The organism is Lentibacillus sp., assembly GCF_035301675.1.
In the GTDB taxonomy this organism is placed as follows: Bacteria; Bacillota; Bacilli; order Bacillales; family Amphibacillaceae; genus Lentibacillus.
In genome coordinates, this window is record NZ_DATGTT010000017.1 from 45,895 (window position 1) to 65,760 (window position 19,866).

The 19,866-nt window shown below is 45.9% G+C and carries 16 protein-coding genes and 1 riboswitch; of the genes, 5 read left to right on the forward strand and 11 right to left on the reverse strand.

The features are described 5' to 3' along the window. Positions 1-5: 5 nt before the first annotated feature. The 5 genes from VK097_RS03335 to VK097_RS03355 form a co-directional block, all read right to left on the reverse strand. Entirely contained in the window at positions 6-779 is a 774-nt protein-coding gene (locus VK097_RS03335; protein ID WP_324210379.1) for an IclR family transcriptional regulator, read from the reverse strand. 120 nt (positions 780-899) lie between these two features. Continuing rightward, on the reverse strand, positions 900-2,072 hold the full coding sequence (locus VK097_RS03340) for a saccharopine dehydrogenase family protein (protein WP_324210380.1): 1,173 nt from the start codon (positions 2,070-2,072) through the stop codon (positions 900-902). Between the two features lie 206 nt (positions 2,073-2,278). After that, on the reverse strand, positions 2,279-3,775 hold the full coding sequence (locus VK097_RS03345; RefSeq protein WP_324210381.1) for an aldehyde dehydrogenase family protein: 1,497 nt from the start codon (positions 3,773-3,775) through the stop codon (positions 2,279-2,281). Between the two features lie 31 nt (positions 3,776-3,806). Beyond that, positions 3,807-5,480, reverse strand: a complete 1,674-nt coding sequence (locus VK097_RS03350) for a thiamine pyrophosphate-dependent enzyme (RefSeq protein ID WP_324210382.1) — start codon at positions 5,478-5,480, stop codon at positions 3,807-3,809. Then, positions 5,481-6,659, reverse strand: coding sequence for an LL-diaminopimelate aminotransferase (locus tag VK097_RS03355; protein ID WP_324210383.1), 1,179 nt, complete (start codon positions 6,657-6,659; stop codon positions 5,481-5,483). It abuts the gene before it with no gap. A 299-nt stretch (positions 6,660-6,958) separates the two neighbouring features. Here VK097_RS03355 and kynU point away from each other — a divergent pair, with 299 nt between their 5' ends. From kynU to VK097_RS03380, 5 genes are all read left to right on the forward strand, one after another. Next, the gene (kynU, locus tag VK097_RS03360) at positions 6,959-8,230 is read left to right on the forward strand and encodes a kynureninase (protein WP_324210384.1); all 1,272 of its coding nucleotides are present in this window, start codon (positions 6,959-6,961) and stop codon (positions 8,228-8,230) included. Next, complete coding sequence (gene kynB / locus VK097_RS03365) at positions 8,230-8,877, forward strand: arylformamidase (RefSeq protein WP_324210385.1); 648 nt, start codon at positions 8,230-8,232, stop codon at positions 8,875-8,877. The genes kynU and kynB overlap by 1 nt, the downstream gene beginning before the upstream one ends. A gap of 1 nt (position 8,878) precedes the next feature. Then, the gene (kynA, locus tag VK097_RS03370; RefSeq protein ID WP_324210386.1) at positions 8,879-9,715 is read left to right on the forward strand and encodes a tryptophan 2,3-dioxygenase; all 837 of its coding nucleotides are present in this window, start codon (positions 8,879-8,881) and stop codon (positions 9,713-9,715) included. A gap of 82 nt (positions 9,716-9,797) precedes the next feature. Then, positions 9,798-11,132 carry a sodium-dependent transporter gene (locus VK097_RS03375; protein ID WP_324210387.1) on the forward strand — a complete coding sequence of 445 codons (1,335 nt, stop codon included), beginning with the start codon at positions 9,798-9,800 and terminating at the stop codon, positions 11,130-11,132. A gap of 147 nt (positions 11,133-11,279) precedes the next feature. Beyond that, positions 11,280-12,623 carry a CoA-disulfide reductase gene (locus tag VK097_RS03380; RefSeq protein ID WP_324210388.1) on the forward strand — a complete coding sequence of 448 codons (1,344 nt, stop codon included), beginning with the start codon at positions 11,280-11,282 and terminating at the stop codon, positions 12,621-12,623. A gap of 310 nt (positions 12,624-12,933) precedes the next feature. Here VK097_RS03380 and VK097_RS03385 read toward each other — a convergent pair whose 3' ends face one another. The 6 genes from VK097_RS03385 to ribD form a co-directional block, all read right to left on the reverse strand. After that, the gene (locus VK097_RS03385; protein ID WP_324210389.1) at positions 12,934-13,602 is read right to left on the reverse strand and encodes a hypothetical protein; all 669 of its coding nucleotides are present in this window, start codon (positions 13,600-13,602) and stop codon (positions 12,934-12,936) included. Between the two features lie 126 nt (positions 13,603-13,728). Continuing rightward, positions 13,729-15,606 (reverse strand): ABC-F family ATP-binding cassette domain-containing protein, encoded by a 1,878-nt coding sequence (locus VK097_RS03390; protein WP_324210390.1) that lies wholly within the window; start codon positions 15,604-15,606, stop codon positions 13,729-13,731. 398 nt (positions 15,607-16,004) lie between these two features. Continuing rightward, positions 16,005-16,475, reverse strand: coding sequence for a 6,7-dimethyl-8-ribityllumazine synthase (gene ribH / locus VK097_RS03395; protein WP_324210391.1), 471 nt, complete (start codon positions 16,473-16,475; stop codon positions 16,005-16,007). A 53-nt stretch (positions 16,476-16,528) separates the two neighbouring features. Further along, positions 16,529-17,731: a bifunctional 3,4-dihydroxy-2-butanone-4-phosphate synthase/GTP cyclohydrolase II gene (locus VK097_RS03400; RefSeq protein WP_324210392.1), complete on the reverse strand. Its 1,203-nt coding sequence runs from the start codon at positions 17,729-17,731 to the stop codon at positions 16,529-16,531. A 26-nt stretch (positions 17,732-17,757) separates the two neighbouring features. Next, positions 17,758-18,363 carry a riboflavin synthase gene (gene ribE, locus VK097_RS03405; RefSeq protein WP_324210393.1) on the reverse strand — a complete coding sequence of 202 codons (606 nt, stop codon included), beginning with the start codon at positions 18,361-18,363 and terminating at the stop codon, positions 17,758-17,760. Continuing rightward, positions 18,344-19,453 carry a bifunctional diaminohydroxyphosphoribosylaminopyrimidine deaminase/5-amino-6-(5-phosphoribosylamino)uracil reductase RibD gene (ribD, locus tag VK097_RS03410; protein ID WP_324210394.1) on the reverse strand — a complete coding sequence of 370 codons (1,110 nt, stop codon included), beginning with the start codon at positions 19,451-19,453 and terminating at the stop codon, positions 18,344-18,346. Before ribD ends, ribE begins: the two co-directional genes overlap by 20 nt. A gap of 201 nt (positions 19,454-19,654) precedes the next feature. Next, a riboswitch (FMN riboswitch) is annotated at positions 19,655-19,800 on the reverse strand. Between the last annotated feature and the right edge of the window lie 66 nt (positions 19,801-19,866).

A 19,866-nucleotide genomic window follows, 5' to 3' on the forward strand; every position in this document is an offset into this window, starting at 1 on the left:
TCCCTTCAGTTAAAATCCGGTCCACGGTAACCGAGTTTTCTGGAAATTGCCTCAGCTGATGTTTTTGTTTTCTTCTTCAGGCATTCCAGGTTCTCCCCTTCGAAGCGACGGGACAACCCGCTGACCGCCAGTGCGGCGATAACCTGATTACTATAATCATAGATAGGAGACGATATTCCTGTCGTATCAGCGTCCTGTTCTCCGATACTATAGGCATACTCATTTTCATAAATCGTCTGAAGTTCCTGAAGCAACTCTTTCCTATTAATCGTACCGCTATCGCCAGGCCGATGCAATTCCGATTCTGTTAAAATTTCTTCCTGCCTTGCCCTGGACATGTTTGCCAGCAGCATTTTCGGGCCGGACCCCAAATAAAGGGGTGAGCTTTTGCCGACTCTGGTATTTAGTCTCAGTGCTCTTGAACTGTCTACCTTTTCAATATAGGTCGCTTCGCCCTGATTGGCAATAACCAGGTGAATTACCTCATTAATATCACCGGCAAGCTTTTGCATATCCGGCAAGGCGATTGACCGAATTTCCAGCTGATCGGAAACAATTTGTCCAAGCTCGAGCAGCTTCAGTCCAAGCTGATATTTGCTGTCATGCTCATTCTCTTTCGTTTTATATAAGAAATTGCCTGACTCCAGAGCTGATAACAGCCGGTAAGCAGTTGGCTTTGGAATCCCGGCTTTCCCGGCAATTTCCTTTAAAGTCAGTTCCGGTGTATCTGGTGAGAAATAATTTAACAAATTCATTGCTTTGATGACACTCTGATTCATAGAGAAAACTCCTTGCAGTTATAATGACAACAATCTTTAAGACAAGAAACCATGCTCCAATCAGCAGTCCGTAAAGAAAAAAGCTGCCGCAAAAAGCAGAGCAGCCCTTTCAATAAAGGATTAATTTGTTACATGTGCTTTCTTCGCACTGTTTGTTTCATGGATATTCACACCACGTTTAGCCATTTCCTCAATATAAGTATCCCCTGGAACAATCTGCTCAGGCGGATAAACACCACGTTTTGTAATCGTTCCGTTTGCAATCATCTGGGCAACAACAGAAATCGTGTTGGCGGTCGCGCGGGCCATAGCTGTTACGTTATGTTCTCTGTCTTTGTATGTTGTCATTTCAAATACATGTGTTTCGGGCTGGGCATCTTTTGTACCATTCACTTTAACCCGAAGCAATACAACATCATCCTTTTCCCCAAGGTCAACAATCGGATCAAGCACTTTGAGCAATACTTCCCTTGGATTAATCTCCTGGCCATTGACATCAACCGAATAATCCATCCGTGTCAGATTCAAGTCAACGAGCAGCTTAAATTTCTCAGCGTGGCCCGGGTAGCGAATCGTTTTATATTCCAGCGCCTTCAATTGCGGGTACGAAATGGACAGTGTTGATGTGCCGCCTGATGTATGGAAAGCTTCAAGCGGACCGAACTTCTCAAAATGGACACGCTCAACTTCAGTCAAAGATTCAATTTCCTGTTTGACACCGTCACGGATGATCAATGCCGGATCAGTATAATGATCAAAAACCCCTTCCATTGAAAAAACATGATTGTATTCAAACGGCGGCTCAGGATTGACCGGAATTCCGCCAACATACAGTTTAATCTCTTCCAATCCGTCAAGCTTGCTTTCGCCGTGACCGGATAAAATATTGATCATGCCCGGTGCCACACCCAAGTCAGGGATTAATGTAACCCCGGCGGCTTTAGCGTCCTCCTTCATCCCAAGGACCTTATCGGTCACATGGCCGATGTGCCCGCCTAAATCCACCGAATTGACGCCGACCTCAATTGCGGTCTCAGCAACGATCTCATTAAAGGAGTAAAATAATGCATTGATAACGACATCAAACTGCCGCATGTAATTGCCAAGTTCCTGTTTATCCTTTGCGTTAACCTGATAGGCTGTCAGTTTTGGAGAATTTAATTGATCGATAACACTCTGTGCGATTTTAATGTCGATATCAGCCAGGCCAACCGCTGTAACACCTTCACTTGACGCCAAATCACGAGCGGCCTCTTTTCCCATAAGTCCAGATCCGAGTACACCAATTTTCATACTTTCTTCACTCCCGATAAAATACTTCTATTTTTCTCCCCCTTAGGGAAGGCTGTCTCCCATTTACTTCGGATTTCCCCTGATTCCAGCAATCTCTTTCCCGTATTCAAGTTGTTGTCTCCCGAATTGATAGACTCCTGCCAGATAGGGTCTCTACCTTCCAGTATACTCCCCCGTTTTAGAAACTTATTCCACCGGCTTATTGCTTACTCTGTATCAATCTGTGCACGCTGCAGCTTGCCGCTATAATCAATGTAAACTGCTTTCCATTCGGTGAACACATCGAGTGCCTGTACGCCGGAGTCGCGATGTCCGTTCCCGGTTCCTTTTGTGCCGCCGAACGGTAAGTGAATTTCGGCACCTGTTGTACCGGCGTTCACGTAAACAATTCCGGTGTCAAGGTCCCGCTGTGCTTTGAACACACGGTTGGCATCTGTTGTGAAAATTGAGCTTGAAAGACCATACGAGACGCCATTGTTCACTTCGATGGCTTCTTCAAAACTCTTCACCGGAATGAGAGAGATAACAGGCCCAAAGATTTCTTCCTGAGAAATGCGCATATCTGCTGTGCAGTCCGTAAACAGGGTTGGTGCGAAATAATGCCCGTTTATATATTTGCCGCCATCAAGCACATAACCGCCGGCAACGAGCTTGGCCCCTTCTTCCTTGCCGATCTGAATATATTTTTCGATTTTTTCAAGACCAGCCTTGTTGATAATCGGCCCGACTGTATTTGACTCATCCAAGCCGTCGCCGATGGTCAATTTTTCGATTTCAACGAGCAGCCGCTCCTCGAGCTGTTCTTTCACGTCTTCATGAACAATTACCCTGCTTGCCGCTGTACAGCGCTGGCCGCTTGTGCCATAAGCGCTCCAGAGAATGCCTTCCACTGCCAGATCAAGATCGGCATCGTCCATGACCGTAATCGCATTTTTACCACCCATTTCAAGTGAAACTTTTTTCAACTGCTTGCCGCATTCGCTTGCAATATTGCGGCCGGTGTCATTGGATCCGGTAAATGAAATGACCCTGATATCATCATGGTGCACCATCGCATCACCGACCTGTGAGCCTTTACCATATACCACATTCATGATGCCTTTGGGCAGTCCTGCTTCCTCAAGAATCTTCGCCAGTTCAAAGGCCATGATTGGCGTTTCAGTCGCAGGCTTCCAGATAACCGCATTGCCCGCAACGATGGCCGGGAATGACTTCCAGGTAGCAATCGCAATCGGGAAATTCCACGGTGTGATGATGCCGACAACGCCAACCGGTGCACGCTGGCTCATCGAAAACTTATTCGGAAGCTCCGCCGGCGTGGTATGACCAAACAGGCGGCGCCCCTCTCCTGCCATGTAAAACGCCATATCAATGCCTTCCTGCACTTCACCGCGTGCCTCTTCCAGCACTTTTCCGTTTTCCATCGTCAGCAGCTGCGAAAGCCGTTCCTTCCGCTCTTTCATTAACTGGCCGACTTTAAACAATACCTCTGCCCTTTGTGGCGCAGGTACCAGTGCCCATTCCTTTTGCGCTTTTTTCGCAGCTTCCACTGCATTATTGACAGCCCCGCCATCTGAGAGGGGAACATTTACGACTGTTTCACCGTTCGCCGGATTGATCACCTCAGCGGATTGACTGGTTTCCTCCCATTTTCCGTTAATAAAATTGTTCAGTTTTTTTGTCTCAAGCAAACTTTGAGCCATATGTTATACCTCCTAAAATTGATGATAAATACTATTTTTTAGCACGATTACGGATTTGTGCAATCGTGGATGAAACGGAAATATGCTCCTTTTCAGCCATAATTTCAATGACTGCCGGCATATTTTTTTGCAGTGCTGCATCAAACACTTCAGCAAATTGATCGGCTGTTTTCACCAAATACCCATCAGCCCCGACACTTTCAGCCAAATCTTTGAATGAAACACTTCCTAAATCAGTACCGATGACTTTTTCAGGATAGTGCATTTCCTGATGCATCCGGATTGTCCCGTACATTTGATTGTTAAACACGAGACTGATGACCGGAATCTGGTATCTGACTGCGGTTTCCAGCTCTTGCATGGTCATCATGAATCCGCCGTCACCAGCCAAAGCGATGACCGGTTTATCCGGCAGGGCAAGTTTTGCCCCGAGTGCCCCCGGAAGACCATACCCCATAGCACCTGAAGTCGGTCCCACATACGTATGTTTCTCCTTAAACGGATAAAAAGCGTGCAGCCAGCCTGCAAAGTTACCGGCATCATTGGTGAGCAGTGCGTTATCAGGCAATAAGCCCGCCATCATTGCCACTATATGTTTGTTGATCACATCTTTATGCGAAACATCCAGACTGCTGACTTCCTCAAAAGCACACCGGCGTTCGTTCACCCAATTTTTCCAGCCCACCTGGATATCCATGCCTTCCAACGCCTTTAGCGCTTTTTCTCCATCCGCGACTATCCCGGCATCAGGACTGTAAACCTTGCCAATGATGTCATAACTGATATCGATGTGAATCAGTTTTTTCTCTGGCGTCAGGATCTGATAATCCTGTGTGGTCACCTCTGATAGCCGTGTGCCGATTGCCATGACAACATCCGCTTCCTTCACGGTCTGCAGGATATTTGGGCTGGTTCCCAGTCCAAGGTGTCCCGCATATAATGGATGATTGTTTGGAAACACGTCCTGTCTGCGAAATGCTGCAATAACAGGCAGATGGTATTTTTCAGCAAAAGACAAAAGAGCATCTTCAGCTTCTGAAGCTTTCACACCCCCGCCGGCAATGATCAGCGGTTTTTCTGCTGCATCAAGCAGCTCTTTAACTTGTGTGATTTCTTCTTCGGCTGGAACAGGCTTCGGTTTCACAGCGGGCGGCCCAAACGTCATCTCCGCCTCAGCTGGCAGGATGTCCTCCGGCAATGACAGGACAACCGGGCCCGGTCGTCCTGTCCGGGCTATGCGGAATGCCCGCTGCACAATCTCTGCCATGCGTTCCGGGTCTTTCACTTCAACAGCCCACTTGGCGGTATGCTGAAAATACTGGTCCAGATCAATTTCCTGAAAGCCTTCCCTGCCGCGGAACTTGCTGTGCACCTGCCCCAGAAAAACAACCATTGGCGTGGAGTCCTGATAAGCGGTATGAACACCGATGGAAAGGTTTGACGCACCCACACCGCGTGTGGCCATAACAACACCGGGTTTTAGGGATGACTTGGCATACCCTTCTGCCATAAATGCTGCACCGCTTTCATGCCTTGTCGATATCAATCTGATGGAGGCTTCATCGTGCAGTGCATCCATTAAAGGCAGGTAACTTTCGCCGGGAACACAGAACGCATCACTTATCCCCTCTATTTTCATACACTCCACAATTGCCTGTGCTGCGGTCATCGTTTTGGTTTTTCTGGGTTTCACTGTCGTTTTCATCTAACTGGTCACCTCCTTTAAATTCAACTGGCTCATACGGTCGATGACGTCATCCAATCGTTCAGTTGTAACCGTAAGCGCCACCCTGAAGTACCCTTCCCCCCGTGAACCAAACGCATTTCCGGGGGTGACAATCACACCCGCTTCGTGCAGCAATTTATTTGCAAACGACATCGACGTAAAGCCGTCCGGCACTTTTGCCCAAAGAAAAATTGTGCCATTCGGTTTATCAGCCTTGATACCAAGCTTTTCGAACGCTTTATAAAGTTTCTCCATGCGTTGCTGATAAACAGTGTTATGTTTTTGAACTTCCGAAAAATCACTTCGCAGTGCAGCAGCGGCAGCTTTTTGAATCGGCAAAAACTGGCTTGAATCAATATTGCTTTTAAATGCTGCCAATGCATTAATGACTTCTTTGTTACCGACAAGATAGCCTATCCGCCAGCCTGTCATGTTAAAGCTCTTCGACAGGGAACCAAACTCCACTGCGCATTCTTTAGCATCAGGAATTTGCATCACACTAGGTGCTTTATAACCATTAAATGTAATCATGTCATACGCTGCATCATGCACAAGCAGCATTTGATTTTCCCGGGAAAATGCAATCGCTTTCAAAAATGTGTCATAACTAATCGTAGCTGCTGTCGGGTTGCCCGGATAGTTTAATAGCATTAATTTTGCCTGATTGATAGATTCTTGGTCCACATAATCATATAGCGGCACATAACCATTTGCGTCATCCAGCGGCAGTGCCGTACTCTTCCCGCCGGCTAAATGTACAGCCGTTCCATAAACTGGATATCCGGGATCTGGAATCAGCACAGTATCCCCGGGGTTGATGGTTGCATGCATCAGATTGGCAATCCCTTCTTTTGATCCGATCACAGCGAGCACTTCCGTCTCCGGGTCCAAGTCGACATCATACTGTTTTTTATAAAAGTGGGCAACCGCTTCTTTGAATTCTTTAGCACCGCTATATGTGGAATAGCGATGATTGGCAGGAATTTTTGATTCCTCGGCCAGCCGGTCAACAATAAAATCAGGTGTCGGCAAATCCGGTGCGCCAATTCCCAAATCAATCACATCAACACCGTCCGCCTGAAGTTCCTTTTTCTTCTTCTGAAATTCGGAAAATAAATATGGCGGTAAATTGCTCACTTTATCAGAAACAAAAGACATCCCATATCCCCCTATTTCATTTTGTGAAATGCCATTTCATTAATCTGATGTAAGTGTAAATCACCGTCTGAAAAATTGCAACTGTCGCTAAATATTTTCTTTTATATAATTCAAGCTTTTAGAAGCCCGCTCAAGGTCCTGTGCTCGCGCCCATGTTTTCATTCTGGCGCCCATACTAATACTCGATGCCAGTGTTAAAATTCTTTTTTTCTGCCAGTAAAATGATTAAACATTCCAAACATCTCAGTTGACTGTTATGATTAAGGAAATCCATCAATTCTTTTAAACGGGGTGCTATGATGAATACCGAAAAAGCGTATGCGGCTTATTTGGACCAGCAGGATGAGCTGGCAAATTTCCGGGATGAATTTTATATACCTGAAAATACCATTTATATGGACGGCAATTCACTTGGACTGTTGTCAAAACGGGCGGAGCAGGCCGTTGATGACATGATGGCTTCGTGGAAAACATATGCCATTGACGGATGGACAAATGGCAATGAACCGTGGTATTACCTGTCCGAAAAGCTGGGCGCGGTGACGGCTCCGTTAATCGGTGCCAGTCCTGAGGAAGTCGTTGTTACCGGATCGACGACCACTAACCTGCATCAGCTCACCGCCAGTTTTTATCAACCTGAGGGAAAGAAAACTAAAATACTTGCAGATACATTGAACTTTCCGTCTGATATTTATGCGCTGAAAAGTCAATTGAAGCTGAAAGGCTATAATCCGGATGAACACCTTATACAAGTCGAAAGCAATGATGGCAATATGCTCGACACAAAGGACATTATCGATGCGATGGCCGACGATGTTGCCCTCATCGTCCTTCCCGGTGTCTTGTACCGGAGCGGCCAAGTGCTCGATATGAAAACATTGACGGATGAAGCACATAGACGCGGGATTCCAATCGGCTTCGATCTTTGCCACTCTATCGGATCGGTTCCGCACCAATTATCAAAATGGGGTGTCGACTTTGCATTTTGGTGCACGTATAAACATTTGAATGCAGGCCCCGGAAGTGTCGCGGGACTATATGTGAACCGGAAACATTTTGGCCGCGAACCCGGGCTTGCCGGATGGTTCAGTTCATCAAAGGAGAAACAATTTGATATGGAGCATACACTCACACCCGCTCAAGATGCAGGCACTTATCAGATCGGCACACCGCATCTGTTAAGTGCTGCACCACTGCTTGGTTCGTTAGAGATGTTCGCACAGGCTGGAATTGACAACATCCGCCAGAAATCACTCCAGCTCACGCAATATTTTATAGAACTGCTGGAAACTGAGCTGACCGATTACGGATTTACAATCGCCAACCCAAGAAAAACTGAAGAACGCGGCGGACATATCTACCTTGAACACCCGGATGCTGCACGCATTTGCAAGGCTTTAAAAGCAGACGGGGTCGTACCTGATTTTCGCAAGCCGAACGGTATCCGCCTGGCGCCTGTCGCACTGTATAACAGCTTTACAGAGGTATGGAAGACCATTCAAATACTGAAAACAATCATGAACGAGGAGCGTTATAAACAATATGAAAACGAAAGGGGTATCATTGCCTGATGGGACATGTAAAATGGATCGATATTTCACAGCCGCTCACAAATGATATGGCCCACTTCCCCGGTGACACGCCATTTAACTACGAGCTGACGTTTACAAAACAACACACCGGATCAGTGAACGTCGGACAAATTACCGGCAGTGTCCACACCGGCACACACATTGACGCGCCGTACCACTATGATTCCGGCGGTAAGACAGTTGATCAATTGGATATTAATCTGTACATCGGCGAGGCTGTCGTCATTGATGTCAGCCACACCAAGAAAATAACGGCCGAAACACTAAAACCGTTTAACCTGGATGGCGCAACACGTGTTTTGCTGCATACGTCACTGCCGAATAACCCGAAACATTTTCCCGATCAAATGCCAGAGCTTGACCCCAGTGTTGCGGCATTTCTTCACGAACATGACGTCAATCTGATCGGTGTTGATTTGCCTTCTGTCGATCCGCCTGAAAGTAAGGATCTTGCTGCACACCATGCACTCTATGACAAGAACATTTTCATTCTGGAAAACCTGATGCTTGATCACGTCAAGCCTGGACGCTATGAACTTGTTGCACTGCCGCTCGCGATTGATGGTGCTGACGGCAGCCCGGTCCGTGCTGTGCTGAGGTCAATTAAAAAACAGGAGGCGAACTGACATGAGCAATAATCCATTCGAACAGGAAAAAGGAATTCATACCGACTTCAAGGAAAAAATGACCTATGGGGATTACTTGCAGCTCGACAACCTTTTGGACAGCCAAAAACGGCTTTCCAGCCATCATGATGAAATGCTGTTTATCATCATTCATCAAGTAAGCGAACTTTGGATGAAACTGATTATCCACGAAACGAGAGGCGCTATTCAGGCGATCGAACAGGATAATCTGAGAGCTTCGTTTAAAATGCTTGCGCGCGTCTCAAAAATACAGTCGCAAATCATTCATGCCTGGGATGTGCTGGCAACCCTGACACCTGCCGAGTTTCTGGAGTTCCGCGATAAACTCGGAAATGCGTCAGGATTCCAGTCATACCAGTACCGTCTGGTTGAATTTGTTTTAGGCTATAAAACACCGCATATTTTAAAAATTTATGTAAAGAATCCGGAAGTTTATGCGATTTTGGAGGAAGCTTACTACAAACCGGGACTTTATGATGTTGCCATCCAGGCTTTGGCCCGGCATGGATTTGACATTGATCGGGAAATCCTCGATCGTGATTTTTCCAAAACATACGAAAAGAATGCTTCAGTCGAGAAAGCTTGGATGGACGTGTACCGTGATGTATCAGTATATTGGGAACTATATGAGCTGGCGGAAAAGCTGGTCGATATTGAAGACTGGTTCCAGCAGTGGCGTTTCCGGCATATGAAAACGGTGGAACGGATCATCGGACATAAAATAGGCACCGGCGGCTCATCAGGTGTCGGTTATTTGAAACAGGTGCTCAATCACTATTTCTTCCCGGAATTATGGGAGCTTCGGACCAAAATATAATCCAGTTCAGTATGTGATTGTGGCCGATGCCAAAAATGGTATATAATATTGGTTACATTTTTAAAGTGGAGAGGAGTCAATTATGCGTGATCATTGGTCTTCCAGAATTGGTTTTATTTTATCATCAGCAGGAGCGGCAATTGGGCTAGGGGCTATATGGAAGTTCCCATACATGACCGGGATGAATGGGGGCGGTGCCTTTTTCCTGCTTTTTATTGCATTTACGTTAATCATCGGTCTCCCCTTGCTGATCACCGAATTTGTCATCGGCCGCGGAGCCCAAAAGGAAGCCGTCAGTGCCTTCAAAAAGCTCGCTCCCGGCAGCGGCTGGTCAATCATCGGCTATTGGGGCGTCGCCGGCTCGTTTATCCTATTGTCATTTTACAGTGTTGTCGGTGGCTGGGTACTCATTTATAGTATGATGTCACTGTTTGGCTCCATCATTTCCGACAATACCAATTATGAACAGTTATTCGGCACGATTACCGGCAATCCGCTTATCGCCATTTCCGGACATGCCCTGTTTTTAATCCTCGCTGTCATTATTGTTTCATTTGGGATTAAAGAGGGGATTGAAAAAGCCAGCAAAGTGATGATGCCATTATTATTTATTTTCTTTATTATACTGGTTGCTCGGTCCGTTACCTTTGAAGGCGCGGCTGAAGGTTTAAAATTCTTCCTGCAGCCGGACTTTTCCAAAATGACAGCTGAAGGTATCTTGTATGCACTCGGCCAGTCCTTCTTTGCCCTGGCAGTCGGTTTTTCAGTGATGGTAACATACAGTTCTTACCTTAAAAAAGATGTGAGCCTGCCCTTTTCAGCGGCTTCTGTTTCAATTATGAACATTTTTGTTTCACTTTTAGCCGGGCTGGCCATTTTTCCTGTCGTCTTTTCATTTGGACTGGAGCCGACGGAGGGACCCGGACTGCTATTCATGGTGCTGCCAGCCGCATTTGCACAAATGCCGCTCGGTGAAGTGTTTCTTAGTTTATTCCTGCTATTATTTTTGTTTGCCATATTTACATCGGCATTCAGCATGCTCGAGATTATGACATCCGCTGTCACTGCCAGAAAGAACTATTCTCGGACCAAAGTCGCCTGGGTTTCCGGTCTGATTGTTTTCATTGCGGGGATTCCTGCTGCATTGTCTTCCAGTACGCTGGCAAACTTTAAGATTTTTGGGAAGACCGTTTTTGACGCCAGTGACTTTCTTGTCAGTAATATAATGCTCCCGGGCGGATGTTTGCTGATGGCGTTATTCGTCGGGATCAGGATGGATCGTACGTTGATGAAACAGGAATTTTCCTATGGCAATAATCTGTCATCCGGAGCATACCAGCTCTGGTTTCAAATTATGCGCTGGCTCGTGCCGCTCACGATTGTTATCGTATTTTTAAATTCATTAGGGATCATTTAGGTGCCGGAAGTCTGCATTGCAGGCTTCCTTTTATCTCGGCTGCTGAAACCAAAGCAAAATGATTGGGCCTTTAATTGTGAACTTTAGCATTTGGGGTTAATCCTTTTCAAAACAGGGAATTTTACTATGTAAAGGAGGTTATTACATATGGCTGATAAAATTGTTATTGTCGGGGGTGTTGCGGGCGGAGCCAATGTTGCAGCCCAAATCCGCAGAAATGATAACGAATCGGGTATAACGTTGTTTGATAAAGGTGAACAGGTGGCTTTCTCAACATGCGGCATGCCGTATTATATCGGCGGTGTTGTTGATAAACGAGAGCATCTGCTTGTCAGCAGTGATAAAATCGCAGGCAAATTTGACATTAACCTGCAGACCAATACCGAGGTCATCGCCATCGACCGGGAACACAAACAGCTTACTTACCAGGATTCCACGGGGGAGCACCAGACTTCCTATGATAAACTGATCCTTTCGCCTGGCGCTTCCGCCAAAAAACCCGAACTTGAAGGAATGAATGACAAACGGACATTCACCTTGCATAGTATACCGGACATGGATGCGATTGAACATTATATTGAAACGGATAAACCTCAGAATTGCGCCATTGTCGGTGCCGGTTTTATCGGTCTGGAAATGGTGGAAAATATGCAGGCACGCGGGATTGACTGTACAATCATCGACCGCAATGAACAGGTTATGAAGCTGGTTGATGCAGATCAGGCTTGCATTATCGAAGACCATCTGAAAGCGAAAAATGTTCGGCTTTTGCTGGATGATGGGCTCGAATCATTTTCCAGCAACGGTGCTACACTCAACTTAACAAGCGGGAAAAGTGTTCAGGCTGACATGACCATCATGGCAGTCGGCATTAAGCCGAATACGAAGCTTGCCGGTGAAAGCGGACTGGAGATTGGCGAAACAGGTGCCATTAAGGTAAATGACTATATGCAGACGAACGATCCTGATATTTACGCTCTGGGTGATGCGATTCAGACAAACGATCTGCTGACGGGGGAACCAAGACATGTTGCGCTCGCGGGTCCGGCACACCGCCAGGCTTTTATTCTTGTTAACCACCTTCAGGGAGACTGCACTCCATATGCAGGTATTCAAGGCACAGCTATTTTCAAAGTGTTTGATTTGAGTGCAGGCGCTGCAGGGCTTAATAAAGCCGTCTTAAATCATTTGGGCATCAACTACAAAGAAGCGGCTCATGAAGCTCTGTCACATGCCGGATATTATCCCGGAGCGGAAAAAATCAGCTTAAAAGTCTTGTTTGATGCTGAAAATGGGCGCATATACGGTGCTCAGGCTGTTGGCAGAGAAGGCGTGGATAAACGTCTGGCGGTATTGGCAACAGCTATGAAAGCAAAAATGACCGTCTATGATCTTTCGGAGCTGGAACTGGGCTATGCTCCGCCATATTCATCGCCAAAGGACCCGATTAACATCCTTGGTTATAAAGCAGCAGGCATGCTAGAAGCATAACTTAAGATTAGTTGCCCTCTGCTCCAATCAACGCCATGATGGCGCAGGAAATACACGAAGATTCCAGCGGGAGGAAAGGCCTCGGTGAGACCCCGCGGAACAGAGTTCGAGGAGGCTCATCAGCCGCCCGCGGAAAGCGAAGTTTATTTTCGGAGCGGTGTCTTTTCACTTTAAACTAATGGTCAGTAACCCTTCAAAATACGGCGGCTAACTGTCCCTAAATGTCCGAAGCTGTTCAACTAACATTCATCATGGAAAAGAGCCCAACGTAAAGAAGCACCGGCGAACGGCGCTTCTTTTTAAACAACTATTAAAATCCTTCATCAAAACGGTAGATTAATCGGAATTTGTCTTCGTCCGACAGAGCCGATACATGGACTCTGACATCATGTCCAAAAAACACTTCATCATCTGTCATCGCAACAACCATTGCCTTTGTCTCGTTTTTAATATCATAATAAATATCTCCAACAACCGGAGAATCTCCCCCGTCATCACCGGAAATCTGTGGCGATTCATCTTCGGCGAGCTGCACTTCTGAAACAAGTGTTTTGTCGTAATAAGCTATATCTTCACTATCTTCCGTCTTTCCAGGAACCAATACAACATATTCACTGTGTTTCACACCGTTATCCCGTGTTGTGACAACATTTCCATCTTCCACATTGTCGACCTTTTCAATTTCGTTTAGTGAATAATGATCGAGAAAATCCGGTGCCGGCTTGATAATTAAGATATAATCGCCTTGCTCAGGTATCTTGTTTTTATCAATTGTGTAGCGTTTCCCGTAAAAAATAAATGAATCATTATGTTTTGGCTTGCATGGTTCAATGTTGCTGGCCCTTGTTATGTCCTGCTGCATATCCTTTAAACGGTAAAGGTGTACAGATTGCTTGAACATAGGTTTCACGGAATACACCTTATGCAGCTCATTCTTATAATAGACAAATTGTCCCTTTCTGACTTGAAACAGCTTCATTCTCTTACCTCCTTCGATATTATAGATTATAACACTTTTATTTTCCGCAATACGATACAAATTAAACATAAAATTGATGAATATACAAATTTATACATTAATTTTTAAAAATTAGTGCTTAAACGATTAGCTTTTCAACTCCTCTGCCAGAAGTGAAAGCTCTTCCCAGCGTTCCATTTTCGCTTCCAGTTTCTCCTCGATTGCCTGCTGTTCCTTATAAAGCTCCTGTACTTTTCCGGCATCGCTTCCGGCACCGGCTATCCGCTCCTGAAGATTTTCAAGCGCGGTCTCCAGTTCTGTTATATCATCTTCAATTGTTTCCCATTCCAGTTTCTCATTATAGGACATTTTCTTTTTTCGGGCCAGTTTTTGTTCAGGCTTTCTTGACGGTTTTCGTTCGTGCTGTTTTTGCTCTTCTTTTTCCCGGTCCAAAAATTCGCTGTAGTTGCCGTAGAAATGTTCAATCGGTTTATGTTCTTTAAAAACAAGCATATGATCAACGACCCGATCGAGGAAATATCGGTCGTGCGATACTGTGATGACAACGCCCGGAAATTGATCCAAATATTCTTCAAGGACGCCCAGCGTCTGTGTATCCAGGTCATTGGTTGGCTCATCCAGCAGCAGAACGTTTGGTTCCGACATAAGAACCTTCAGCAAATAAAGACGGCGCCGTTCCCCGCCGGACAATTTCCGGATATAATTCCATTGTTCACGGCGCGAGAATAAAAATCGCTCCAGCATTTGTTCCGCCGTAATGACATCACCATTCTTTGTATGGACAACCTCGGCAACTTCCCGGATATACTCGATAAGCCGCTTATCCCCATCAAGTTCTTCAGCACCCTGCGTATAGTAGCCGATTTTGACAGTTGGCCCGACTTCAATTTCGCCTTTATCAGGTGTGGTCCGTCCGGCTATGATATTCAAAAGCGTTGTTTTTCCCGAGCCGTTCGGCCCCACAATCCCGAGACGATCTCCCGGGACGACCAGAAAATCAAAATCCTCTATCAGCTGTCCGGAACCGTAACTTTTTTCAATCCCCTCAAGCTCGATCACTTTTTTGCCAAGCCGTGTGGCTCCTGCCTCAAAAGACACATCCCGGGATTCAGTATCAAATGTTTGCTTTTGCATTTCCTGAACCCGTTCAACGCGTGCTTTTTGCTTGGTCCCGCGTGCTTTCGGTCCCCGCTTCAGCCAGGCAAGTTCACGGCGCAATGTATTCCGTTGCTTTTCTTCATAGCTTCTTTCCAGTGCTTCCCGTTCCGCTTTTTTCTCCAAAAACAATTCATAGTTGCCGTCATAAGTATAAAGATTGCCTTTATCCAACTCGAAAATCTGATTAGTGACCCGGTTCAAAAAGTAACGGTCGTGCGTTACAAGCATCAGTGCACCCTTGTATGATGCCAAATGCTTCTCCAGCCAGTCGACCGTCTCATTATCAAGATGGTTAGTCGGTTCATCAAGTATCAGCAAATCCGCGGGCTGAATCAGTGCTTTTGCCAGGGCCACACGCTTTTTCTGACCGCCTGACAGCTCCTCCGTACTTTTATGAAATTCCGTTATTCCCAGTTTGGTAAGGATTGTTTTAGCGGCTGTATTGGCTTCCCACGCTTCATGTTCGTCCATTTGCTGCTGTTTCTCCAGCAGCTGCTCCTGAACTTTTTCATTTTCGGGATCATGCTGCAGCTTAAGCAGCACCTGCTCATATTCGCGCATAACTTTCATGATGGCCGCTTCCCCGTAATAAATTTGCTCGATCACATTCAGTCCGGGTTCCAGTTCAGGCTCCTGGGCTAAATATTCAATGTGATAGTGTTTTGCATGATTAATGGTGCCTTTTTCCACTGTATCAATTCCAGCTATCACTTTCAGTAATGTTGATTTACCGGTTCCGTTAACACCTATCAGGCCGATCCGGTCATTTGGTTTAATGATACACGAAATATCATTCAGTAATGTTTTGTCGCCATAAGATTTATATAAATTTTCAACCGTGAGCATGATATTACCTTCCTATTGTTGAATCTTCATCGTTACTCTGTTTCTTAATCAGCTGCTTGATTAAAATGACAATTAAGAATAAGAGCCAGGATGTGGCAGCATAAAAAATAAGCTTACTTAACTGATTCATTTCCTGAAAAATGACCGCCATCCCTGTCCAGATAAGACCTACTACGACGATTTGATAGACTAATCCCTTAATTGTAATTGCCTCCAGACATCATATCTTCTACTCCCAGTGTATCTTATTGAGGGCGACTATGCCATTACGAAAGCTTGGTAGCCTAACAGCGGTAAACTGCTGATAAACTTAGTGGAATACACCGATAAAAGACTATTTCGGTCCGATAGCGAACGGACACGCTTGTTGCCCAGCCAGGTCATGCTAACATGCCCGATCAGCCATTCAACTCCCTGACAACATTAGCTGTTTCAATCGCCGCAGCAGCTGCTTCCGATCCTTTGTTGCCGGCTTTAGTCCCAGCGCGTTCAATCGCCTGCTCAATCGTTTCAGTCGTCAGCACACCAAAGATAACCGGTTTACCGGATTGCATCGCGGCATTGGATATCCCTTTGGCGGCTTCACTGCATACATAGTTGAAATGCGGCGTTGAACCGCGGATAACCGCCCCGAGTGTCACAACAGCATCATATTCGTTCCTGGCCGCCATTTTCCCGGCAGCCACAGGAATCTCAAATGCGCCCGGCACCCAAGCAATATCAATATTTTCTTCTTTGACGTCATGCCGTTTCAGGGTATCAACCGCACCTCCCAGCAACTTGCTCGTAATGAAATCATTAAACCGTGCTGCAACAATGCCGATTTTCAAGTCTGAACCGACAAGGCTTCCTTCAAATGTTTTACCCAAATTGATCATCTCCTATATTGATTATTAAGCATTCTGGCTAAATATGAAGGGGCTTAGTCATTATGAAAACTGAATAAATGTCCCATTTTTTGATATTTCGTGTGCATGTAGTGTTCATTTTCCGTGGTTGAACCCATCTCAATCGGTACACGTGCGTCGATTTGAATGCCGTGAGACTGAAGCCCCCGCATTTTTTCTGGATTATTGGTCAAAAGGTTTACTTTTGCTGCACCTAAATCCTTCAAGATCTGAGCACTGATATCATATTCACGCATATCCGGAGCAAACCCCAGCTGTTCATTCGCTTCAACTGTATCCATTCCTGAATCTTGCAGCTGATAGGCACGCAATTTGTTAATCAGCCCGATTCCGCGACCTTCCTGACGCATGTACACGAATACACCGGTACCTGCTTCATTAATTTTATTTAAGGCTTCATGTAGCTGCGACCCGCAATCACAGCGATGGGAACCAAACACATCACCGGTCAGGCACTCTGAATGCACTCTGGCCAAAACGGACTCTTTCGCATGAACATCACCCTTCACGAGTGCGATATGTTCCTTATCATCCAAATCATTCGTGTAACCATACACGTTAAACGTGCCAAACTCAGTCGGAAGCGTCGTTTCCACAGCCCGTCTGATATGCACTTCATGCTGTTTGCGGTAAGCCATCAGATCAGCTATCGAGATCAGCTTCAGATCAAATTCATCGGCCATTTTACGTAAATCCGGTACCCGCGCCATTGTGCCGTCGTCTTTGATAACTTCACAAATGACACCTGACGGGAAGGCATCGCTCAATTCTGCCAGATCAACAGAAGCCTCTGTATGGCCCTGACGCGTTAAAACACCGCCGTCTTTGGCAATCAACGGGAAAACATGACCGGGCTGCTTAAAATCATCTTCATTAACTTCCGAATCAAGCAGCGCCCGGATTGTTTCAGATCGATCATCAGCACTTATCCCCGTTGTTGTATCTTTGTGATCTATACTGACAGTAAACGCTGTTCCAAAGGGATCGCTGCTTTGACTTGTCATCATCGGCAGTTTTAGTCTTTCGGCTAAATCCGATTTAATCGATGTACATACAAGTCCCTTTCCATGCGTGATCATAAAATTGATAACATCCGGTGTCGCTTTTTCCGACAGTGCCACCAGGTCACCTTCATTCTCCCTGTCCTCATCATCAACGACAATCACCGGTTTTCCTGCTTTCAAATCGTTTACAGCTTCATTGATATTATGAAACACCTTGTCCACTTCCTTCGCTCTTAAAGTCAATTGTCATAATGCTGCTGACTAAGCATGTTTTTCACATGTTTGGCCAGCATGTCACATTCAATATTCACGATGTCGTTTTTACCTTTATCACCCAAAATCGTCTCGGATACTGTATGGGGAATGAGCGATAACGTGAACGTGCTGCCGCTGATGCCGAACACCGTCAGGCTGACGCCATCGACTGCGACGGAGCCTTTCATGATGAAATAAATCGCCAGTTCGTCCGGCATTTCGACATCATAATATATTGCATTTTCCTTTTTTTCTTTACGGACAATCGTGCCGACACCATCGACATGGCCAGAAACAAAATGGCCACCAAACCTGCCATTTGCAGACATCGAACGTTCAAGATTCACATTCGATCCTTCCGCCAGCATCTGAAGGGAAGTTGCTTTCATTGTTTCCGGCATGACATCCACCTCAAAGCTTGTATCCGAAAAGGCCGTCACGGTCAGGCAGATACCGTTAATCGAAATGCTGTCACCGACTTGGACGTCTTCCAGCACGTTTGCCGATTCGATTGTCATCTGAATTGATTTTTCGGAAACCTGTTTTATTTGTTTGATGGTTCCTTTTTCTTCAATAATTCCTGTAAACATCTGTATTGTCCTTTCGCGGTTCCGCTATGATTTTAATGTCCCTGCCAATCATTTCCACATTTGTTATATCCAGCGGCACTGTTTCTGTCATACGCTTAAAGCCGTTGCCTGCAATCGATGACGGGGCATCTTTTCCACCAATCAATTTTGGGGCCACGTATTGCACAAGCTGATTGATTTTCCCGCTTTCCAGAAAAGAACCATTCACTGCAGCACCGCCTTCCACGAATAATGACATGATCTTTTGATTCCCCAAATAATTGAGCACAGTGCCGGGATCCAATGACTCAAGCGGAATAATGCTCACACCGCTCTTTTCTCGAAAAGGCTCCACTTGCTCTTCTGTGATATTTTGCTCAGTGAAAATCCATGTAACAGCTTGTTGATCATTGACGACATACGCATCCATTGGCGTACGGAGACCATTGTCAAGAATGATGCGCAGCGGGTTCTTTCCGCCATTCGGGGTACGTGCTGTCAGGCTCGGATTGTCAGCGATGACTGTATTCACGCCCGCCAGAATCGCATCGTGGGTATGACGATACTGATGGACATCGCTCCTTGCCTCTTCACTGGTCACCCATTTGCTGTCACCCGTATGTGTTGCCGTTTTCCCGTCCAGGCTGACAGCAGACTTCATCGTGACGTAAGGTGTTTTTGTTCGGGCGAAATGGAAAAAATACTTGTTTACTGCCGCTGCTTCTTTTTGCAGCACACCCAATTCAACATGGACACCTGCTGTTTTCAATTTTTCAATCCCGCGTCCGGCGACTTTTTCATTCGGATCCTTTATGGCAATGACCGCCCGGCTTATCCCCTTTTCAATGATCAAATCAGCACAAGGCGGTGTTTTTCCGTGATGGCTGCATGGTTCCAGTGTGACATATATAGTGGCACCTTTTGCTCGTTCTCCAGCCATTTGGAGCGAATGAACTTCTGCATGCATCGCCCCCGCCTTTAAATGTGCGCCTAAGCCCAGGACCTCCCCATTTTTGACAACCACTGCACCTACCGGAGGATTCGGACTTGTTTGTCCTGAAACAGATCTGGCCAGGTTAAGTGCCATTTGCATATAATGTTCGTCGTTCATAGCTGTTTCCTCCTTGTAAAAAACCGCCGGGATTTAAGCAAAAACCCTTCAATTTAGGTATTAAAAAAGCCCCTGAATTCGCTTCAGAGGCATAAGGACAGAATTTTAATCATATCGTTTGTTGTTCGAACAGACCAAGCATATTGCAACGGAAAAAGAAGCCAGCTGCATACACTTGTCCCTGTATTAAACGATTTGAAAAAATCCCTTCTCCCATCCAGACTGTCACTGTCGGTTCCGGAGTTTCACCGGATCCACCGCTTGGCTAAAAACCGCACGGGTAGCGGACTCGGAAGCTATGCCTCATCACCGCCGATTGGGAATTTCACCCGACCCCGAAGGAATATTTGCATTCAGTATTTGAATTTTTTATAGTATAGCACTTTCTGACTCAATAATGCAAAAAATACTTT

Coding starts and splice junctions, on each gene's coding strand:
- ribD (WP_324210394.1), bottom strand. CDS start 19,453: ATGAACGACGAACATTATATGCAAATGGCACTTAACCTGGCCAGATCT.
- VK097_RS03390 (WP_324210390.1), bottom strand. CDS start 15,606: ATGCTCACGGTTGAAAATTTATATAAATCTTATGGCGACAAAACATTA.
- VK097_RS03345 (WP_324210381.1), bottom strand. CDS start 3,775: ATGGCTCAAAGTTTGCTTGAGACAAAAAAACTGAACAATTTTATTAAC.
- VK097_RS03350 (WP_324210382.1), bottom strand. CDS start 5,480: ATGAAAACGACAGTGAAACCCAGAAAAACCAAAACGATGACCGCAGCA.
- kynU (WP_324210384.1), top strand. CDS start 6,959: ATGAATACCGAAAAAGCGTATGCGGCTTATTTGGACCAGCAGGATGAG.
- VK097_RS03375 (WP_324210387.1), top strand. CDS start 9,798: ATGCGTGATCATTGGTCTTCCAGAATTGGTTTTATTTTATCATCAGCA.
- kynA (WP_324210386.1), top strand. CDS start 8,879: ATGAGCAATAATCCATTCGAACAGGAAAAAGGAATTCATACCGACTTC.
- kynB (WP_324210385.1), top strand. CDS start 8,230: ATGGGACATGTAAAATGGATCGATATTTCACAGCCGCTCACAAATGAT.
- VK097_RS03340 (WP_324210380.1), bottom strand. CDS start 2,072: ATGAAAATTGGTGTACTCGGATCTGGACTTATGGGAAAAGAGGCCGCT.
- VK097_RS03385 (WP_324210389.1), bottom strand. CDS start 13,602: ATGAAGCTGTTTCAAGTCAGAAAGGGACAATTTGTCTATTATAAGAAT.
- VK097_RS03380 (WP_324210388.1), top strand. CDS start 11,280: ATGGCTGATAAAATTGTTATTGTCGGGGGTGTTGCGGGCGGAGCCAAT.
- VK097_RS03335 (WP_324210379.1), bottom strand. CDS start 779: ATGAATCAGAGTGTCATCAAAGCAATGAATTTGTTAAATTATTTCTCA.
- VK097_RS03355 (WP_324210383.1), bottom strand. CDS start 6,659: ATGTCTTTTGTTTCTGATAAAGTGAGCAATTTACCGCCATATTTATTT.
- ribE (WP_324210393.1), bottom strand. CDS start 18,363: ATGTTTACAGGAATTATTGAAGAAAAAGGAACCATCAAACAAATAAAA.